Origin of the sequence: Crassaminicella indica (assembly GCF_019203185.1) — a bacterium.
In the GTDB taxonomy this organism is placed as follows: Bacteria; Bacillota; Clostridia; order Peptostreptococcales; family Thermotaleaceae; genus Crassaminicella; species Crassaminicella indica.
Genome location: NZ_CP078093.1, coordinates 384,376 through 403,981 on the forward strand (window position 1 = coordinate 384,376; position 19,606 = coordinate 403,981).

General features: G+C 30.8%; 15 protein-coding genes and 1 pseudogene. 5 read left to right on the forward strand and 11 right to left on the reverse strand.

The window, feature by feature from the left end; translation table 11 throughout:
• Positions 1–2: 2 nt before the first annotated feature.
• The 3 genes and pseudogenes from KVH43_RS01945 to addB all read right to left on the reverse strand — a co-directional run bounded on the left by KVH43_RS01945 (position 3) and on the right by addB (position 4,884).
• A complete protein-coding gene (locus tag KVH43_RS01945) occupies positions 3–1,202 on the reverse strand; it encodes an RNA-guided endonuclease InsQ/TnpB family protein (RefSeq protein WP_218284054.1) in 1,200 nt (399 codons plus the stop codon).
• A 36-nt stretch (positions 1,203–1,238) separates the two neighbouring features.
• Positions 1,239–1,331, reverse strand: a pseudogene (locus KVH43_RS01950) (MerR family transcriptional regulator); the annotation flags it as partial.
• A gap of 160 nt (positions 1,332–1,491) precedes the next feature.
• Complete coding sequence (addB, locus tag KVH43_RS01955; protein WP_218283231.1) at positions 1,492–4,884, reverse strand: helicase-exonuclease AddAB subunit AddB; 3,393 nt, start codon at positions 4,882–4,884, stop codon at positions 1,492–1,494.
• 196 nt (positions 4,885–5,080) lie between these two features.
• On the opposite strand from addB, the gene KVH43_RS01960 reads away from it, so the two are divergent.
• Positions 5,081–5,722 carry a lactate utilization protein gene (locus KVH43_RS01960; RefSeq protein WP_218283232.1) on the forward strand — a complete coding sequence of 214 codons (642 nt, stop codon included), beginning with the start codon at positions 5,081–5,083 and terminating at the stop codon, positions 5,720–5,722.
• Between the two features lie 27 nt (positions 5,723–5,749).
• Here KVH43_RS01960 and KVH43_RS01965 read toward each other — a convergent pair whose 3' ends face one another.
• Positions 5,750–6,676 (reverse strand): chemotaxis protein, encoded by a 927-nt coding sequence (locus tag KVH43_RS01965; protein ID WP_218283233.1) that lies wholly within the window; start codon positions 6,674–6,676, stop codon positions 5,750–5,752.
• Between the two features lie 321 nt (positions 6,677–6,997).
• Here KVH43_RS01965 and KVH43_RS01970 point away from each other — a divergent pair, with 321 nt between their 5' ends.
• Together KVH43_RS01970 and KVH43_RS01975 are read left to right on the forward strand one after the other, a co-directional pair.
• Complete coding sequence (locus KVH43_RS01970) at positions 6,998–7,309, forward strand: LysO family transporter (protein ID WP_218283234.1); 312 nt, start codon at positions 6,998–7,000, stop codon at positions 7,307–7,309.
• On the forward strand, positions 7,299–7,892 hold the full coding sequence (locus tag KVH43_RS01975; RefSeq protein WP_218283235.1) for a LysO family transporter: 594 nt from the start codon (positions 7,299–7,301) through the stop codon (positions 7,890–7,892). Before KVH43_RS01970 ends, KVH43_RS01975 begins: the two co-directional genes overlap by 11 nt.
• A gap of 156 nt (positions 7,893–8,048) precedes the next feature.
• Here the strand turns inward: KVH43_RS01975 and KVH43_RS01980 are convergent, their stop codons facing one another.
• The 3 genes from KVH43_RS01980 to KVH43_RS01990 all read right to left on the reverse strand — a co-directional run bounded on the left by KVH43_RS01980 (position 8,049) and on the right by KVH43_RS01990 (position 11,351).
• Positions 8,049–9,407, reverse strand: a complete 1,359-nt coding sequence (locus KVH43_RS01980) for a sodium-dependent transporter (protein ID WP_218283236.1) — start codon at positions 9,405–9,407, stop codon at positions 8,049–8,051.
• 96 nt (positions 9,408–9,503) lie between these two features.
• Positions 9,504–10,889, reverse strand: a complete 1,386-nt coding sequence (locus tag KVH43_RS01985; protein WP_218283237.1) for a tryptophanase — start codon at positions 10,887–10,889, stop codon at positions 9,504–9,506.
• A gap of 78 nt (positions 10,890–10,967) precedes the next feature.
• Positions 10,968–11,351: a RidA family protein gene (locus KVH43_RS01990; protein WP_218283238.1), complete on the reverse strand. Its 384-nt coding sequence runs from the start codon at positions 11,349–11,351 to the stop codon at positions 10,968–10,970.
• A 361-nt stretch (positions 11,352–11,712) separates the two neighbouring features.
• Here KVH43_RS01990 and KVH43_RS01995 point away from each other — a divergent pair, with 361 nt between their 5' ends.
• A complete protein-coding gene (locus KVH43_RS01995; RefSeq protein WP_218283239.1) occupies positions 11,713–12,396 on the forward strand; it encodes a helix-turn-helix transcriptional regulator in 684 nt (227 codons plus the stop codon).
• A gap of 40 nt (positions 12,397–12,436) precedes the next feature.
• On the opposite strand, the gene KVH43_RS02000 is transcribed toward KVH43_RS01995, so the two are convergent.
• From KVH43_RS02000 to KVH43_RS02015, 4 genes are all read right to left on the reverse strand, one after another.
• A complete protein-coding gene (locus KVH43_RS02000) occupies positions 12,437–13,720 on the reverse strand; it encodes a 2-hydroxycarboxylate transporter family protein (protein WP_218283240.1) in 1,284 nt (427 codons plus the stop codon).
• Positions 13,721–13,734: 14 nt separating this feature from the next.
• Positions 13,735–14,907 (reverse strand): NAD(P)-dependent malic enzyme, encoded by a 1,173-nt coding sequence (locus KVH43_RS02005; RefSeq protein WP_218283241.1) that lies wholly within the window; start codon positions 14,905–14,907, stop codon positions 13,735–13,737.
• A gap of 222 nt (positions 14,908–15,129) precedes the next feature.
• Positions 15,130–15,816 (reverse strand): response regulator, encoded by a 687-nt coding sequence (locus KVH43_RS02010; RefSeq protein WP_218283242.1) that lies wholly within the window; start codon positions 15,814–15,816, stop codon positions 15,130–15,132.
• A 5-nt stretch (positions 15,817–15,821) separates the two neighbouring features.
• Positions 15,822–17,414 carry an ATP-binding protein gene (locus KVH43_RS02015; protein ID WP_218283243.1) on the reverse strand — a complete coding sequence of 531 codons (1,593 nt, stop codon included), beginning with the start codon at positions 17,412–17,414 and terminating at the stop codon, positions 15,822–15,824.
• Positions 17,415–18,306: 892 nt separating this feature from the next.
• Here KVH43_RS02015 and brnQ point away from each other — a divergent pair.
• Positions 18,307–19,599: a branched-chain amino acid transport system II carrier protein gene (gene brnQ / locus KVH43_RS02020; RefSeq protein WP_218283244.1), complete on the forward strand. Its 1,293-nt coding sequence runs from the start codon at positions 18,307–18,309 to the stop codon at positions 19,597–19,599.
• Positions 19,600–19,606 lie beyond the last annotated feature (7 nt).

Here is a 19,606-nt window from a genome sequence, read left to right on the forward strand (position 1 = left end):
GATTAAGCTACTGATTTATCATATTTAGGATAATCTCTAAGGTTAAGGCTTGCGTTAAAGTCCCTATCAATTTCTAATCCACAATTATCACATATATACTTTCTATCTGATAATTTTAAATCTGATTTTACATTACCACAACTTGAACACATTTTACTTGAAGGGTAATATCTATCAGCTATGATTAAATCAACTTCATACCATTTACATTTATATTCAAGTTGCCTTCTGAATTCCCTTAAAGATTGTTCCTGTATAGCTTTTGATAGTTTTCTATTCTTTAACATGCCACTTACATTCAAATCTTCAATAACAATATACTTTGGTTTGGCTTTCACCAAAGATGTTGTTATATGATGAAGGTAATTGTCCCTTAATCCTTTAATTTTCCTATAAAGCTTTCTTAGTTTATTTTCAGCTTTTATAATATTTTTAGTTTTGTGGTATTCGTAACGGTTTTCACCTCCTTCTATTTTAGTTTTATTCATCTCATATTTTCTTGAAATTTGTCTTTTAAGTCTTTTATATTTCTTAATTAACTTCTTCATTTTTAGTGATTTGTTAATATTCTTATACTTATTACCATTACTAATAATTGCTAAATCTTTTACACCTAAGTCGATTCCTATAGGCTCTGTTTCTTTATCTTCTATTTCAATTTCTTCTTCAATGCCAACACTAATCCACCAGTTAAGACCATCAAAAGTTACCCTTGGATTAATATATTTAATGTTTTCACCTGTCGGTATCCTATCTTTTTCACCCAACTTAATCCAATTTAATTTTTGTCTATTTTTCTTTTTACTTGTAGTTAACTTTTCTAGTTTAACATGAGTATCTGTAAATTTTATCTTCTCTATATCTTGATAAAAGCTAGGTTTAGTTCTTTTTTTAGACTTAAACTTTGGAAATTCACTATATCCATTGAAAAATCTTTTATAAGAGTTACAAGCATCTTTAATAGCTTGTTTTGTGATATTGTTAGAATACTCATTAAGCCATTTATATTCTTCTGTTTTCTTTAGCTGTGTTAGTTCTTTCCTTAAAACGCTATCATTTAAGAATTTACCACCATTTTTATAATTTTCTTTTTGTCTACCTAAAGTCCAATTATATGCCCATCTCGATACCCCTGCACACTCAAAGAGTTTAGTTTTTTGCTTATTGTTAGGTTTTAACATTACTTTATATGTCCTAATCATCATTTCTCAACTCTCTTATCATTTTCTTAGCTTTGCAGGTTTTAATTTAGCACTATTATCCCAGTTTCTTAGTGTTTGCTGAGTTTTTTCAATTAATTTAGCAAACTCGCCTATGCTATAATATTTCATATTAACCACCTCATAATTAACTATAGTATGAAACTATAAAAAATTACAAGGTTTTTATAAAAATTTATAAATATCTTTTGACTGTTAATTTACCCCTCCAAATATTTAATATTTCTTTTCGTATAATATGAGTTCTTTATTCTGCTCATAAATATGTTCTTTAATTTTTATTAGCACTAGAGCCTTCCTCTTTTTCTTTTATTATTTTTAATACCTCATTATCTGAAAGCTTTTTCATATTTCTATATTCATGATCCTCTAAGCTACTGTCAAATTGACAAATACTTGTATAAGAACAATAATCACAAGCTGTCTGTTTTCCGTTTTTTGATGGCATCATTTTTATATTTCCTTTCATCATTTCATAAGTAATCTCTGTAATTAATTTTCGTACATGACGGATTAGATCCATAAAGGTCTCTTCATCAATAGCAGAAGAGTTACTGGTAAATTGTCCATCTTTTTTTAATCCTACAGGAATCACATCAGAATATCTATCTAGTTCTCTATCCATCTCATAAGCAATCTTTACATCTTTTAAGACTAACCCCTTCATCTTTAACTTCCTTCGTATTTCCTTTTCAATAAATTCTATAGCTTTTTCTTCTGTTTTAATCATAGGATCATCAATTTTAAAGTAAAAAATTCCCGCAGGTTTTTTCTCTTTTTCTCCTTTATCTTTCATTCTTAATACAGCATCGAGATATATCATCAACTGAAGCTGCAATCCATAGTAAACATCTGAAAGACTAAACTCTTTATTTCCTGATTTGTAGTCAATAATTTTAACATATTCATTTTCTTCGTCACTAAATATATCTATGCGATCAATTCTTCCTTCTAAATATATTTTTTTTCCATCTGAGAGTTCTATTTCAATAGGTGGATACATTTTATCTATTCCAAATGTTACTTCATATCCAGTTGGCTCAAAACCACTTTTTTTGATATGCTCAGTAAGAGTCCACACAGCTCTTCTGCTAATTCTTTTAAGTCTCTTTACAAGATACCTGTATCGATTGGTACTCAGCATCACACCATTTCCATAGTTAGGAACTAATTCATCAATTACCTCATCCATCATCATATCGCATTGATTTTTTTCTAAACTACGCCAAGCAATATTTTCTTTTCTAAGCTTTCCTGTAAATTTCTCCATAGATTCATGAAAGATTTCTCCTATATCTGGTGCTTTTACTTCAAACATTTTTCTCTCTTTTGGCTTTAGACCATATTTTATAAAATGGGCAAAGGGACAATTCACAAACTTCTCAAGTCTTGATACACTAGACCTTATAGGTAAATGATACAGCTTCTTTGCACTATTTGCTTCAATATACTCCACTTGATTATTGTAAAACAATCCTTCTATTACCCCTTCTCTTTTTTCATTCCATTCTTCATTATGATAATACCAACTATATACATCCCACCACAAATCCTCTACGTGCTTTCCATCAAATTTTTTTCTAATATTTTCTATTAAATATTTGAATGTGCTTTTCGGTGTGACGATCAAGTTCTTTTGATGCTCCAAGTTTTGGATAACATCACTTTTTATATCTAATTTCGCAAATATCTTTTTGAACCTATCGATTAAAATAGATGGCCTCATTGCTTTACCCTCTTGATCTGCTAAAGCATAACTAACCCACAAATATTCACTAGGTTTTGTAAGTGTAGTATATATAACAAACTTCTCTTCATAGGCCTTTTTCTGACTATCATAGCCTAAAGTAATGTCTTTTTCTTTCATAAGAATTCTTTCTTCGTCAGAAAGAATTCCATTATCATCTTTTCCTGAAGGCAATACCCCATCATTAACCCCTACTACAAATAGAGCTTTTATATCATGACTTTTAGACCTTTGAATATTTCCTACCAATACTTGGTCTATTGTTGTAGGAATAATCCCTATTTCAATAGATGAAAATCCAGACTCTAATACTTTTATATATTCTTTTAATGTAATTTTTTGTTCTCCTATAATTTCTACCATCTGATCAAATACTTCCATAACAATATTCCATATTTGTGTATTTTCATTAACATACTCAAGCTGTCCTTCTGATCTTAATAGATCAATCCAAGCTTCTAGCTTTTTATGAATATCTAACTGTTCTAGATAATCATATAGTCCCTTTGTAATCTCTCCTACAGTCCTTTTCCCTTTTATTTTTTTCTCAAGCTGTTGCATATTTTGTATAAATTTTTCTCTACATGAATTTAATTCATCTATCTTTTCATATTCTAATATAAAAGGCTCTTTCCACTTATTTCCCTGTATGCCGTACTTTAATACATAGTTTTCTAATTTTTCATAAGTATCAACTTCCACACCACTAAATCCTGTTTTAAAAAATCTAAATACATCTTCATATCTATATCCTCTATATACCACTCTTAATGAGGATAGTATCAGTTCAATAATTGGATTATGCATAATATTTCTTTTTTTATCTAAAAAATAGGGAATCTCATATTCATCAAAAACTCGTCTGATTAATGGTGCATAGTTATCCATGTCATTACACACAACAGCAATATCTCTCCATCTATAGCATCGATCTCTTACTAAAGTAACAATTTTTGCAGCAACATTTTCAATTTCAGTATAAAGATTCACCCCTGCAAAAACACTAACATTATATACTTCTTTATTATATGCTTTATAAGGATAAGCATAAAACTCTTCCTCTATATGCTTGATTTCATCTGATTTTTTTACTACTTTTCTTTTGTTTTTGTCTAAATCGATAATTTCTCCTGTCATCCCATATTTCATAGCAATATCATGAATTTTTCCATAAGTATCATCTGATACCTTGAATAAATCCCCATCTTTTCCTTTTGATACAAATGGCATAGTAAAAGTAAATGTAACATGCTTTGCCATAGTCATTATTTTTTCAATAATATGATAAGTCTGGGGAGTAAAGCTCTGAAAACCATCAATCCATATTTCTGCATTCTTTAGAAACTTTGCCTCATCCATTTTTTCAATCAATAAATTCAAGTAATCTTCTGTATCAATATATCTGCCTTTCAAATATTCTTCAAACTGCTCATAGATATATGCAATATCTTTTAGTTTCTGATAAAGCATACTGTCTTTTTCCAATGCTTCTAATCTATTCAGCAAATCTAAAGGATATATATCATGCTGCTTTAGCTCACATAAAAGGTCATTAAACATAGCTACAAATCCATCTTGCTGAGATGCTTTTTTATATATACTCAAAGACTTTTCTGCTTCATCTATAATCTTTCGAAGCACCATATTTTTTCCTTGTTCATTAATATGAATTCTTGTAATACCTCCAACTTCATTCAAAACTTTATGAGCTAATCTTGTAAAGCTTAAAACCTCTACATCTATAATTCCTGGCAAATCAAGTTTTTCTATCAAATCTCTTTCTGCCTGCAATGTAAACTGTTCTGGTACTATTAAAATCAATTTATGCTGCACATGCTCTTCTAATCGTTTTTTTATTTCTTCTAAAATCTTATAGGTTTTTCCTGTACCTGCTCTTCCAAAAATATATCGGATCATTCTCTCACCCCTATCTATCCTATATCAAATTATATCAGATTGAAAACTAAGCAAAAAGTATATGCTTAATTCATATGCAATATTCATTTATAATGATATTATATAGGCACAGTGAAAATTTTTGTAATTTCTAATAAATTACAAAAATCTTCAAAAACTACTATTGCTTAAACTTATTATACGAGGAGGCTATATTATGGATAAAAACACAGAATGGGTTATTAAGCAAAAAGTTAAAAGAACAATTGAAAACTTAGAAAAAAACAATATGGAAGGCTATTATGTAGAGGATGAAAATGAGCTTTTACAAAAAATACGTGAGCTGATTCATGAAGGAGCCACTGTATCTGTAGGCGGTTCTATGACTCTTTTTGAAACAGGTGTTATCGATTTTCTTAGAAAAGAAAACTATAACTTCTTAGATCGATATGAAGCAGGTTTAAGCAGAGAAGATATTAAAGAAATTTATAGAAAATGTTTTTATGCAGATGCTTATTTTACAAGTAGCAATGCAATAACTGAAAATGGCGAATTGTTCAATGTAGATGGAACTGGCAATAGAGTAGCTGCTATGCTTTATGGTCCTGATAATGTAATCGTTATTGCAGGGATTAATAAAATCGTAAAAAATATAGATGAAGCTATTGAAAGAAATAAACGAATGGCTGCACCTGCAAATGCTAAAAGATTGGATCGAAAAACACCATGTGCAAAGCTTGGATACTGTACAGATTGTAATAGTCCAGAAAGAATTTGCAATGACTATGTTTTAATTAAAAAACAAGGAATCAAAGGAAGAATTAAAGTAATTATTGTAGGAAAGGAATTAGGCTATTAAAAACCCACGGCTACACCGTGGGCTATTTTATGCTTTATTCAAAGTATAATCATCTATCATTTTTACTAAATTATCTATATCAGGCTTACTCATTTGCGCATTTGCTCCTACTTCCTCTCCTTTATGATATAAATCATCAGTAATCAAAGAGGAGAATATAATCACAGGAAGTGCATTTAAAATAGCATCCTCTTTTATTTTACGCGTCAAAGTATGTCCATCCATTTGTGGCATTTCAATATCTGTTATCAAAGCATCTACATATTTTAAAAAGTCTTTTCCTTTTTCTTTTGCTAAATTAGTTAAATAGTCATATACCTGCTGTCCATCATCAAAAAATGTGAGATTGACATATCCAGCTTCTGTTAATACATCCTTTAATAAATTTCTAATTGTTGTAGAATCATCTGCTAAAACCAATTTTACATCGGCTCTTTTTTTATTATACTGAATTTTTTCAATACCTTTATCATATCCACCATAAGAAGACTTGTTTGGTGAACTAATATCCATAAATATTTTTTCAAAATCTAAAAGCATTAATATTTTATTATCCATTACAATATTTCCAATAACTTGAGAATCTATAACGATTTCATCTGGCTTTTCAATCTGATTCCAGCCTATACGATGAATCCCCACAACTTTATCTACTAAAAACGCCACCTCTGTTTTATTAAATTCACACAATAAAGCCATTGATTTTTCAATATTTGCTTGTTTTTCCTTTTCTAAAGTATGTTTTAAATCTATTAGAGTAATAGTTTTTCCACGAATCAATGTCATTCCTGCTATAGAAGGAGATGTATTCGGGATTTGTGTAATATTGCTTACTTGAAATATCTCTTTTGTTTTTACAACATTAATAGCATAATGTTTATGTCCTACAATAAACTCAAGTACTTCTACTTCTCCCGTTCCACTTTCTAATAATATTCCTTTTGTCTCATTCATGAATATTCCTCCTAGTAAAATATAATCCCCACCTAAGAAAATTCTTAATACTATTCGAAAATCCCCTTGTTGGCAGTCCTATAATTAAATATACAAAATCATTATTAACATTTTTTATAACATTCTCTATTTTTTTATATTTTCCTCCTTTTTTCGAATAATTTTTATATTTTTCTATATATAAATCTATATTTCATTTATTTGATCTCTCGAAACACTATTTATTATATATTTCTTGTAAATTATAGTAAATTATGTTATTTTGAATAATGTGTATGAATAATTTTTATTTTTTTACTAATTTGAAAGGAGGAGAACTACTTGCTCACAAGACTTATGCTATACTTATTTATTTTAGCTGTTGGCGCTTTCATTGGATTAAAGGGAAATTTGAAAGAACAAATTACTAGTAAGATAAATACCATTCAAGCTTTATGTCTTTTATTTTTACTTTTTATTATGGGAATAAAAATCGGTGTTGATAAAAAAGTTTTATCATCTTTCTTCAAGTTAGGATATCAAGCCGTAATTCTATCTGCATTTTCAGTTTTTTTTAGCGTCTTATTCATAAAATTGATCAAAGGGTATATTATAAAAGATATCAAGCAGGAGGTAAATAAAAATGAGTTTTAAAATAATAGCATCTGTAGGACTAGGAATAATCTTTGGACATTTATTTTTATCACAAGAGCTTCTACAATATACAAATATCATTATTGATATTGGATTATGTATATTATTATTCTTTGTAGGTATAGACATAGGAAGAAATAAAAAAGCCTTTTCAAAAATAAAAAATATGGGATTTAAAATATTATTAATTCCACTAATGATCGGTATAGGCAGTATTCTTGGAAGTATTATAGGAGGATTTTTATTAAATTTACCAGTAAATGAATCTAGTGCGGTAGGTGCTGGATTTGGATGGTACACATTATCTTCCATGATGCTTATGCAGTATTCATCTGAACTAAGTGCATTAGCTTTTATATCCAATGTCTCAAGAGAAATTATCGCCCTTATTTCAATCCCATTTGTTTCAAAATATATTGGTGATCTTGAAGCAATCGCCCCTGCTGGTGCTACTGCAATGGACACATCTCTGCCTATTATCTCAAATGCTACAAACTCAAAAGCAGCTATTATTGCTTTTATTACAGGAGTAATATTATCTAGTTCAGTACCAATTTTAGTCCCAATTCTCATAAATATTTAAAAATAATATCTCCTAATACAGATAAACAAAATCAACACTAAAAAAGCAGTAATTTTATAATAAAATCGCTGCTTTTTTCAATAGCTTCTTTTTATCTTTTATATTTTATATTAACAGTCATATTTTTTACATACACAATACTTCTTAGCATTTGCATCAACCGATTCCTCCATAGAATATACCAAGAATATATACAATAATTGTAAGTCCACAGAATACGTATTTACTCATAGGCTCAAACCATATGCCAATCTCTTTATTGCGTCCTAATTGCACTTGTTCTCTTGCAAATTTAGATCCGCAAACCCAAAAGAACATAATTCCTGCAAGTAATGCTCCTAAAGGAATAACATATATTGATATAACATCCATCCAAGCTCCAAGCTTGTCGCCACTTTCAAGCATAACTCCAACTCCCATAGCAATAGCTGCAATAATAGCTACTGAAGCACTCCTTGAAAATTTGAATCTTTGTTGCAATGCCTCAATAGGTGTCTCAAATAAGTTCATCAATGAACTTACACCAGCAAACAATACTGCTACGAAGAACAAAACAGAAAATAATTGACCCATAGGCATCATTTTAAATACATTTGGCATAGTAATAAACATAAGAGGTGGTCCTGCTGCTGGGTCCATATTAAAAGCAAATACAGATGGTATAATTACAAGAGCCGCTAACATCGCTGCACAAGTATCGAAAAATGCAACATGTTTTGCACAGCCAACAACATCTTCATTTTTTTTCAAATAGCTACCATAAACAACTGTTCCTGAACCTGCTAGTGAAAGAGAAAAGAAAGCCTGTCCCAAAGCATATACCCATGTTTTAGGGTCCTTCAAAAATTCCCATTTAGGTACAAATAGATATTTATATCCTTCTATTGCCCCAGGTAAGGTTACTACACGAATAGCAAGTATAAGAAATAGTAAGAAAAAAGCAGGCATCATAATTTTATTTGCCTTTTCAATTCCTTTAGCTACCCCCATAAGCATAACAATAAATGTTATTGCCAAACCTGCAAAATGCCAACCAAGACTTCCAAATTCACCCGCAATTTCTCCAAAATAAGCACCGCTATTTGTTGCTGATATTACAGCTCCAGTTATTGCTCCTACAGTAAACCTAAGAATCCATCCTACAACAACCGCATAGCCAAGTGCAATACCCAATGAACCAATTACTGGAATAAGTCCTAATAAATCTCCATTTTTCTTATTTCGTCTTTCAAAGGCTTTTTTAAATGCCCCCAAAGGACCTGTACCCATTGCTCGTCCAAATGACATTTCTCCTATTACTCCGGTAAAACCAATCACCATAACAAAAATAAAATAAGGAACTAAAAATGCAGCACCGCCAAATTGACCTACTCTATAAGGAAACATCCATATATTTCCCATTCCTACTGCTGAACCAATACATGCTAAAATAAATCCAATTTTAGAGCTAAATGTTTCACGATTAGCTATTTCTCCATTTTTACTGATAACGTTTTCCTTGCCAGTATTCGACATAGATTCACCTCTTATCATCATCTTTTTCATGAACATATTCATATTCAGTGTAAAGATTACCTGCATCATATATTGATGCAGGTAAATTACTTTTTATTACTCACCTATTGGTGCAAGACTTGCTTGGAAATGTCTAAGGATTGGTGGCTCCCATGTAATTTTATAACCTTTTACTTCACTTGCTCTTTCTTTAATAGCAATCAATGCATCTGCCATAATATCTATATGCGCTTGAGTATACACACGACGAGGAATTGCTAAACGTGTAAATTCAAATTCAGCTTTCAATTGCTCTCCAGTATCAGGATCATTTCCTAACATATAAGATCCAATATCGCATGTACGGATTCCTGCTTCTTTATAAAGCTCAACAGCAAGTGCTTGTCCTGGAAACTCATTATAAGGAATATGAGGGAACATTGCTTTAGCATCCACAAATATACCATGACCACCTACTGGTGATTGATATGCAATACCTGCTTCATCAAGTCTTGCTGCAAGGTATTCCATTTGTCCAATACGATATCTTAAGTAGTTTTCGTCAAGTCCTTCTTCAAGACCAATTGCTAAACACTCAAGATCACGACCTGAAAGACCACCATATGTAACAAAGCCTTCAAAGGAAATTGTACGACCTTTACAAGCTTGGAATAATTCATCATCATCTTTAATTCCAATTAAACCACCCATATTTACGATGGTATCCTTCTTAGCACTCATTGTAAACATATCAGCATAGCTAAACATCTCTTTAACTATTTCTTTTATTGATTTATTTTCATAACCTGGCTCACGTTGTTTTACAAAATAAGCATTTTCTGCATAACGTGCAGCATCTATAGAGAATTTAATGCCATATTTTTTACAAATAGCTGCTGTTTCTCTAACATTTTGCATAGATACAGGCTGACCCCCTGCAGAGTTATTTGTTACTGTCATGATAACAAGTCCAATTTTTTCTGGTCCATGCTTTTTGATTAAAGACTCTAATTTTTCAACATCCATATTCCCTTTAAAAGGTACTCGTTTTGTTGGATCTGCAGCATCTTTAACTACACAGTCAATAGCTCTTGCACCAGCTAACTCAACATGCGCTCTTGTTGTATCAAAGTGCATATTAGAAATAGAATATTTTCCTTTTTCAAGCAATAGCCCAAAAAGAACCTTCTCTGCTGCACGACCTTGATGAACCGGTTGGATATACTTATATCCAAAAATTTCTTGAGCTTTCTCTACTAATTTAAAATAGCTTGATGCACCTGCATAAGCTTCGTCACCTCTCATAACTCCAGCCCATTGCTCTTGACTCATTGCATTTGTCCCACTATCTGTCAATAAATCTATGTAAACATCTTCACCTTTAAGATTAAAAAGATTATATTTTGCCTCTGCAATCTTTTGTTCTCTTTCCTCACGAGTAAGCATCTTAATAGTCTCTACCATCTTAATTCTAAATGGTTCTGGTATGTATTTTATTCCCATAATCAAACCCTCCATTTTTTCTATTTTTATTTTTTATCATACAAATCATAATGATTTAGTATGAATAAATCACTATCATTAACCTTCTATTGCAATTGCTTCAATTTCTACTAATGCATCCTTAGGTAATCTAGCTACTTCTATTGCCGAACGTGCTGGATAATTAGAATCTCCAAACAGTTCTTCATATACCTTATTCATCTTAGCAAAGTTATTCATATCACTAAGAAAAACCGTTGTCTTTAAAACTTTATCAAGACCTGATCCTACAGACTCAAGTATTTGACGCAAATTCTCAATAGATTGTCTTGTTTGCCCTTCGATACCACCATCTGCAAATTCTCCTGTATTCGGATCAATCGGAAGCTGTCCTGAAACAAATATAAGCTTCGAACCTATCGTTCCTTGTGAATATGGACCTATAGCTTGCGGTGCCTTTTCTGTATTAATAATTTTTTTCATATTCCTCGCCTCCCTTTGAGATAATATTATCACCATTATAAAATTTAGTCAATCTTTTTATAGACTTTTGTCAAATTTTCAAAAATTCTATCACATTTTTATGTATTTATAAGTTATTCTGCTGGTTTTTATTTCTATTTTTTATCTTTGAAAAGGTTTTCTTTTCTTCTTTTTTGTATTTTTGTTATTGTTTTCTAAAATGTAAATATAAAACAAGAAAATATTTTTTTATATTGATGATAATTTTTTCTAACGATTTCTCAATTTTATTATTATATTGCATTTTTTATATCGTTATGATAACCTACTATATGAACTGCATAAAGCATTTCAATAAGAAGTATAAGAGTAGGTGAATAAAATGAACCAAACTATACTAAAACAATACAGCATTCTTGTAGAATTTTTAGGTAAAACCTTAGGCCCTGACTACGAGGTTGTCCTTCACGATACAAAAAATTATACTAATTCTATCGTAGCTATCGCCAACGGTCATATCAGTGGTCGAACTATTGGTGCTCCAATGACAAACTTCGGCTTAAATGTAATTTCAGATAAAAGCTATAAAAACTGCGATTATAAACTCAATTACAACGGTATATCTAAAGACCAAAGGATTTTGAGGTCTTCAACCATGTTTATCAAGGACGAGAATGAAGAATTAGTTGGAATGTTATGCATTAACTTTGATGACAGAAGATATGTAGATATAAGCAACCAAATATTAAAATTGTGCCATCCCGATGAATTGGTTGAACAAAACAGCACTTATAAGTCTGTTAATTCCATTATTGATGAAGCAGAAAGTTTTTCTGGCTCAATTGCCGAAGTAACATCAACTGTATTAAAAAAAGTTTTATCCGATAATAACATTCCTATTGATCGCTTAACACAAGATGAACGCTTACGTATTGTAGATATTTTAAATCAGAAGGGTATTTTCATGCTAAAAGGTGCCGTAAGCGAAGTTGCAAAACAGCTTCATTGCTCAGAGCCTAGTATCTATAGGTACTTAAACAAGCTTCAAAAATATAAAGAAGATTAAATACAAAAATCCCCTATCCTAAGATAGAGGATTTTTTTGTTTATAATAATATTGACAATAAACTTGTAGCCAAAATTAACATGAATGCACCACCGATCCTTGATGAAATCTGCGCAAACGGCATAAGCTCCATTCTCTTACTTGCAGAAAGCACTGCCACATCTCCTGTTCCACCCATATTTGCCATACAAAGCCCACCTGTTATAGAAGCTTCGATTGGGTAAAAGCCTAATAAATGTCCAATAAATGCAGATCCTATCGTTGCACCTATTACAGTAGTAAATACTAACACAACGTATATAACAGATAAAGAATTAATCACTGCATTCAAATCAGTATAAGCTACACCAATTCCTACTAATAATGCTGGTGTAAAGTTTGTCATAACAAATCTAAACCACTGAAATGCACCTTTTTCGTATTTTTCTGGCATAATTCCTAATACCTTTACTAGAGCAACACTAATAATCATCAAAGCATAAGAGTGGATTGGAATAAATTTAGCAAGTATTTTCCCCCATACAAAGAAGGTCGTAGATAATAATATTCCAATTCCCATAAGTTTATAGTCAAGCTTCATCTCTTCACGTGCTTCTTCTTTTATAGCCTTTTGTGATTTCATTAATTTACCATTTCCACTCAAACTAGTTTTTTTCTTTCCTACTCTATCTAATAATCCTGCCACAACAATTGCCGTAGCATTTCCTAATGCTAAAGCTGGAACCATCTTTGACATGATTTGTACTGGATCTACGTTTAATACTTGTCCAAATATTTGAGATAGAGGAACTGCTCCTGCTCCCATACCACCTCCCATAATTGGAATAGCTACATAAAGGATTGCTTCTTTAGCTCCATATCCCATAATCATACCAATAATTCCAGTTAGACCTAAAGCTGCAATAACACCACCAAGAATCACAGGCAAATATCTTATAGCAGCACTAATTAATAATTTTCGATCCATTCCTAAAATACTACCAGTAATAAGTGCAGCAATATAAAAGCTTAAGAATCCTTCACCCTTCATAAAATTTGTCATAATTTCTTTTGAAGCTTCTGGTAGCACCCCATACGTAACTAACGCTGCAGACCCAAATATAACAATAATTGCACCTCCACCTAAATAATCCTTTACAATCGGCAAACGATTTCCAACTTCATTAAGCACCGCACCTACAATCATCATCAAGGGAAATGCTCCGATCATTCCCTTTGGCAGCACACCCATATAGGTTGCCCCTAAGACAACAACTGTCAAAACAGCAAACATCTGCAAAGAGATTCCCATTATTTGAAATCCTTTATTTTCATTTAATGTCATATATCTTCCTCCTTTTATATTCTTGAAATACCTGTATCCTTAGCAGCTTTGGCAACTGCCTTTGCAACATTTTCAACAATTCTTTTGTCAAAAGGCTTTGGAATAATATATTCTTCATTTAATTCATTCTCATCAATGATTTCTGCAATAGCACGAGCTGCCGCAACCTTCATTTCTTCATTAATATCACTTGCTCTTACAGATAATGCACCTTTAAATATTCCAGGGAAAGCTAATACATTATTAATTTGATTTGCAAAATCTGATCTTCCTGAACCCACTACTCTTGCTCCTGCCTCTTTTGCTAATGATGGCATAATTTCTGGAATTGGATTTGCCATAGCAAATACGATATTCTCTTTATTCATAGATTCCACCATTTCTTTTGTCACTACATTAGGAGCTGAAACCCCTATGAATACATCAGCATTCTTTAAAGCATCTTCTAATGTTCCTTTTTCATTATTTGGATTTGTTATTTTTGCAAGTTCCTCTTTTAATTCATCGTTATCCTCTTTCCCTTCATAAAGAATGCCCGTTTTTCCACATACTAAAATATTCTTCGCATGCATATTCAGCAGCATCTTAACAATCGCAGAACCTGCAGCTCCTGGTCCATTCACTACGATTTTTATATCTTCCCAATTTTTATTTACTAGCTTTAAGGCATTTATAAGCCCTGCAACAACTACGATAGCTGTTCCATGCTGGTCATCATGAAATACAGGAATATCTAATTCCTTCTTAAGTCTTTTCTCAATTTCAATACATCTTGGAGCAGAAATGTCCTCAAGATTAATCCCTCCAAAGGTAGGTGATAATTTCTTTACTAAATCTACAATTTCATCTACATCCTTTGTATCTACACATATAGGAAATGCATCTATTCCAGCAAACTCTTTAAATAATACAGCTTTCCCTTCCATTACAGGCATAGCAGCTTCAGGTCCAATATCTCCAAGACCTAGTACTGCACTGCCGTCACTTACAACAGCAACCAAATTCCCTTTTGAAGTATACTTATATACTTCCTCCCTTTTTTCTGCAATTTTTCTACATGGCTCCGCTACCCCGGGTGTATATGCTATACTTAATTCGTCTTTATTTGATACACTTACCTTTGATACAATACTAATTTTTCCTTGATGCTCTTGATGAACTTCTAATGCTTTTTTAGCATAATCCATTTTTCTCATTCCTTTCTATATCCTTTAAGCTTTGTTATACAGCATCATCTGTTATATCTCATTATAAATAAATTAATTATTTCTTAAATATTTAAAAATTATTCTAATACTTTTCTAAATAAAAAACATATTGTTAAATTATTTTCAAACTAAAAAATTCCTACAAGCATTAAAAAAACTCCTATAGACAAAAATTTGTCAATAAGAGTTTTATTTATTTTATTACTTTTTTTCATTGATATATATATATTGATATGAAGGTCTACCCCTAGAACCATATTCTATTTTCTTTTCAACACTTCCCATATCCTCTAAATAATCTAAGTATCTCCGAATAGTAACCTTAGACATGCCTAATTTCTCTGATATTATTTCACTAGATAATAATTCTTCCTTGTTTTCTTTTAAAAAGCTTATAATCCTATTCAAAGTCAGTTGGTGCAATCCCTTTTTGATCTCTTTTTCTTGTTTTTCTTTACAGACACCTATAAATAATTTGTCTATTTCTTCTTGACTGACAAATGGCTTTTTGACTAATAAATTTTTCCGTAATTTATAATTTAACAATGACTTTTTTAGTCTATCAAATTCAAAAGGCTTTACCAAATAATCTACTGCCCCTAATTTTAAGGCTTCTTTTATTTTATCTGTATCATTTGCTGCTGTAACTAAAATGAAATCTACCATTTTGTTTTGTTTCCGAACTCTTCTAAATAATTCCATACCATCTACCTTTGGCATATATACATCTAATATAACTAAATCGATTTTATTATTGTTTAATTTTTTAATAGCTATCTCTCCATTATTAGCAACATCTACAACAGTAAAGCCATCGATTTTTTCTACAAATCTTCTATTGAGTTCTGCAAGCATTGGATCATCTTCTACTACAAGTACTCTAATCATTTTGATCACTCCTTAGGTATTCTAACTAAGATGCTTGTTCCTTCATTAACCTTTGAATCTACAAAGATTTCACCATTTAGCTGCTTTATGCTTTTTTCTACCAAAAATAACCCTATGCCTCCTTCTTCTTTTGTTGTAAATCCTCTCTTAAAGATATTTTTTATATGTTCATTCTTTATGCCAATGCCATTATCCTGTACTTCTATTTCAATACAATATTTTATATCTTCAATCCTTAAGTATATTTCTCCATCCTCTTCTTTTTTTATAATGGCTTCCATAGCATTATCTAGTAAATTTCCTATGATCGTCACTAAATTTTCATTTTGAATATTTTTATAATATTTTTCTAAATATGAATTATTATCTATTTCCATATTTATTTTAAGCTCTTTAGCTCTATTTAATTTTCCTAATATAATAGCTGAAATGGTTGGATTTTTAATCTTCTTCATAAGGAAAAACCTTATTTGCTCCTGCTCTTTTACAATTCCTTTAATATACTTTTTCACCTCATCTATCTCATTCAATTCAATAAGACCTAATATGACATGTAATTTATTCATAAACTCATGTGTATTTGCTCTAAGTGCTTGAATAATTTGCCTTACCCCTGTAATTTCTTCTGCTAATCGTTTAATCTTTGTTCGATCATTAAAGCTTGCCATAGCTCCTATAATTTCATCTCCATCCATTATAGGAACTCTATTAGTCAATATAAGAGTATCATTAATTATTTGTTCTTCGTTATATTCACACACACCACTGCTTAAAACTTCTAATAATCTACTAGTAGGAAATACATCTAATACATATTCACCTATGACATTTGGATTATTGATATTTAGTATTTTTATAGCATAATCATTTACCAAAGTAATCTTTCCATAAGCATCAATAGCAATAATACCCTCCCTTATAGATTCAAGCATTGCCCTATTCTCTCTATACAAATAAACAATTTCATCGGGTTCTAAACCTAATAGACTATCTCTTGTTCTCTTTGCAATTATTAATGCTCCTATGCTCCCTAATAATATCCCAAATAAAGTAAATCCACACATAGTTATTAAAGCATGTATTCTAAAATTTTGAATATCCTCATATAGTACACCTGCCATTACAAAACCTATCTGCTTATCTTTATAAAATATAGGTTCAAAGGCTCTAATCGAAACTCCTAGTGTTCCCTTTGCCTGAGAGATATAAGATTTCCCTTCCTTTATAACACTTACCTCATCTCCTCCTACAAAGCGCTGTCCAATCCTATCTGGATTTGGATGAGCATACCGTATTCCGTTCATATCAGCTATCGTAATTATATCTACTCCTTCTAATCTGTTCAATAGCTCTTTTACATGCTTTTGAACTTTTTTAGAATCTTTTTCCTCTAAACTTTTTTGAATATTAGGAGAATTTGCTAATATAATAGATACATTTTTTATATTTCCCTCTACCTTATTTTGAATATTATCTAACGACCACTTACCTATAAACAAGATACTTATGCTTATTGAAAAAAGAATTAATGCAGTAATCAATATAGTAATTTTTGTTTGAAGGGTAAAATTCTTTTTGATAAAAATCACCTCTCTCATTCTACAAATACCACTTAAGAAGTTCCGTATATAATTTCGTATTTATCATTATAACATATTTTAAATTATCACCGTGGATGCCTATAGATAAACAACATCAACATAAAAAAAGAAATATATAAAGATAAGTGAATGACTTCGATAACTTTTGTAAAAAAACTTACTGAAATTACATAAAAAATACGTTAAGAACCTTCATTGTTTGAACGAAGTAAGTTTTGAAGGTTTAGTATTTTTTCATGGAATGAAGTTTTGTTTTTTCAAAAGTTATCTGGAATGAACTATCTTTTATATTTCATTTTAAAGTTGTTTACCTATAAATAAACAACATCAACACAAAAAAGAAATATATAAAGATAAGTGAATGACTTCGATAACTTTTGTAAAAAAACTTACTGAAATTTCATGAAAAATACGTTAAGAACCTTCATTGTTTGAACAAAGTGAGTTTTGAAGGTTTAGTATTTTTTCATGGAATGAAGTTTTGTTTTTTCAAAAGTTATCTGGAATGAACTATCTTTTATATTTCATTTTAAAGTTATTTACCTATATATAATGAATTCTTGAAAGAATTTGAATTTAGGAATTATTTACTTAAATTTATTAAAATTTCTTGACATTATATAAATACTTTTCTATAATATGAAATATCAATCTTAAAAACTTAACACATTAAAGCGATAATGGAGAGAAAAATACGATTTTTCAACCGGTTGTCACCGATATCTGGCTATAATTTAAGATCAAGCTCTGACTAAAATTTAAGGCAGTTATCACAACTATAAAACATGGTGGTACCGCGAGAATAATCTTTCGCCCCTGTGAATGAGTCTGTTCATAGGAACGAAAGATTTTTTAGTTTATAAAACTTATTATAATTGGAGGGATTAAAATGAATAAAAAAACAAAAGATGTATTTGTACTAGGTCTTGCTCTATTTGCAATGTTTTTTGGAGCAGGAAACTTAATTTTCCCACCTTCTCTAGGATTAATTGCAGGGAAAAACTGGATTGTCTGTGCTATTGGATTTTTTATAACAGCTATAGGAATGCCTCTTTTAGGAATTATTGCATCTGCTAAAGCAGGAGGAACAATTGATGATGTAGGAAACAAAGTAGGTTCTACGTTCAGTAAAATATTTGCAACTATTATTATATTAGCTATAGGACCTCTTTTAGCAATACCAAGAACAGGTGCAACTACATATGAAATGGGAATAAAGCCTATATTTTCTGGATTCAGTCCTATTCTTGCATCTATTATATTCTTTGGACTTACTCTATATTTTGTAATTAAACCATCTGAAATCGTAGATAAAGTAGGAAAAATCCTAACACCTCTGCTTTTAATCATGATCTTTGTCATTATAATTAAGGGAATTTTTTCACCTTTAGGAACAGCAACTACTATAATGAAGGAAAGTCCTCTATCAAAAGGCTTCACCGAAGGATATCAAACAATGGATGCATTGGCATCTTTAGTATTCGCAGGAGTTATGCTTAGCTCTCTTGTAGGAAAAGGATATACAGATATAAAAGAGCAGGTCAGCTTAACAATAAAAGCTGGTATCCTTGCGGCTATTGGACTTGGACTTGTTTATGGAGGATTGATCTATCTTGGTGCTTCAGCAAATTCAGTTTATGCTTTGGATACACCAAAATCTGATTTATTAATGGCCATTACAAATACATTACTTGGAGATTTTGGAAAAGTTGCTTTAGGAATTGTCGTAGCTCTTGCATGTTTAACTACTTCAATTGGACTTACAGCAACAGTAGGAAGCTTCTTTAATAAGCTAAGCAATAATAAATTAAGTTATACATTTATCGTTATCGCTACTTGTATTTTTAGTGCTATATTTGCAAATGTAGGAGTTGAAATGATTGTTAAAGTAGCTGTTCCTTTACTTGTTACAGTATATCCCGTTGCAATTGTACTGATTATAATGAATGTTTTCGATGGATTCATTCCAAGTGCTTCTTATACTGGCGCTGTTACTGGTGCATTAATCATCAGCTTATATGATGGTCTACATATTATGGGCGTTGATGTCGGCTTCTTAGAAAATATTATCAATAAAATTCCTCTTTCAAGCTTTGGATTTGCTTGGTTAATCCCTGCTGTTATCGGAGGAATACTTACAGCTTTATTGTTCAGCAAGAAAAATTCAGCTTATATTAAATAGTTACTCC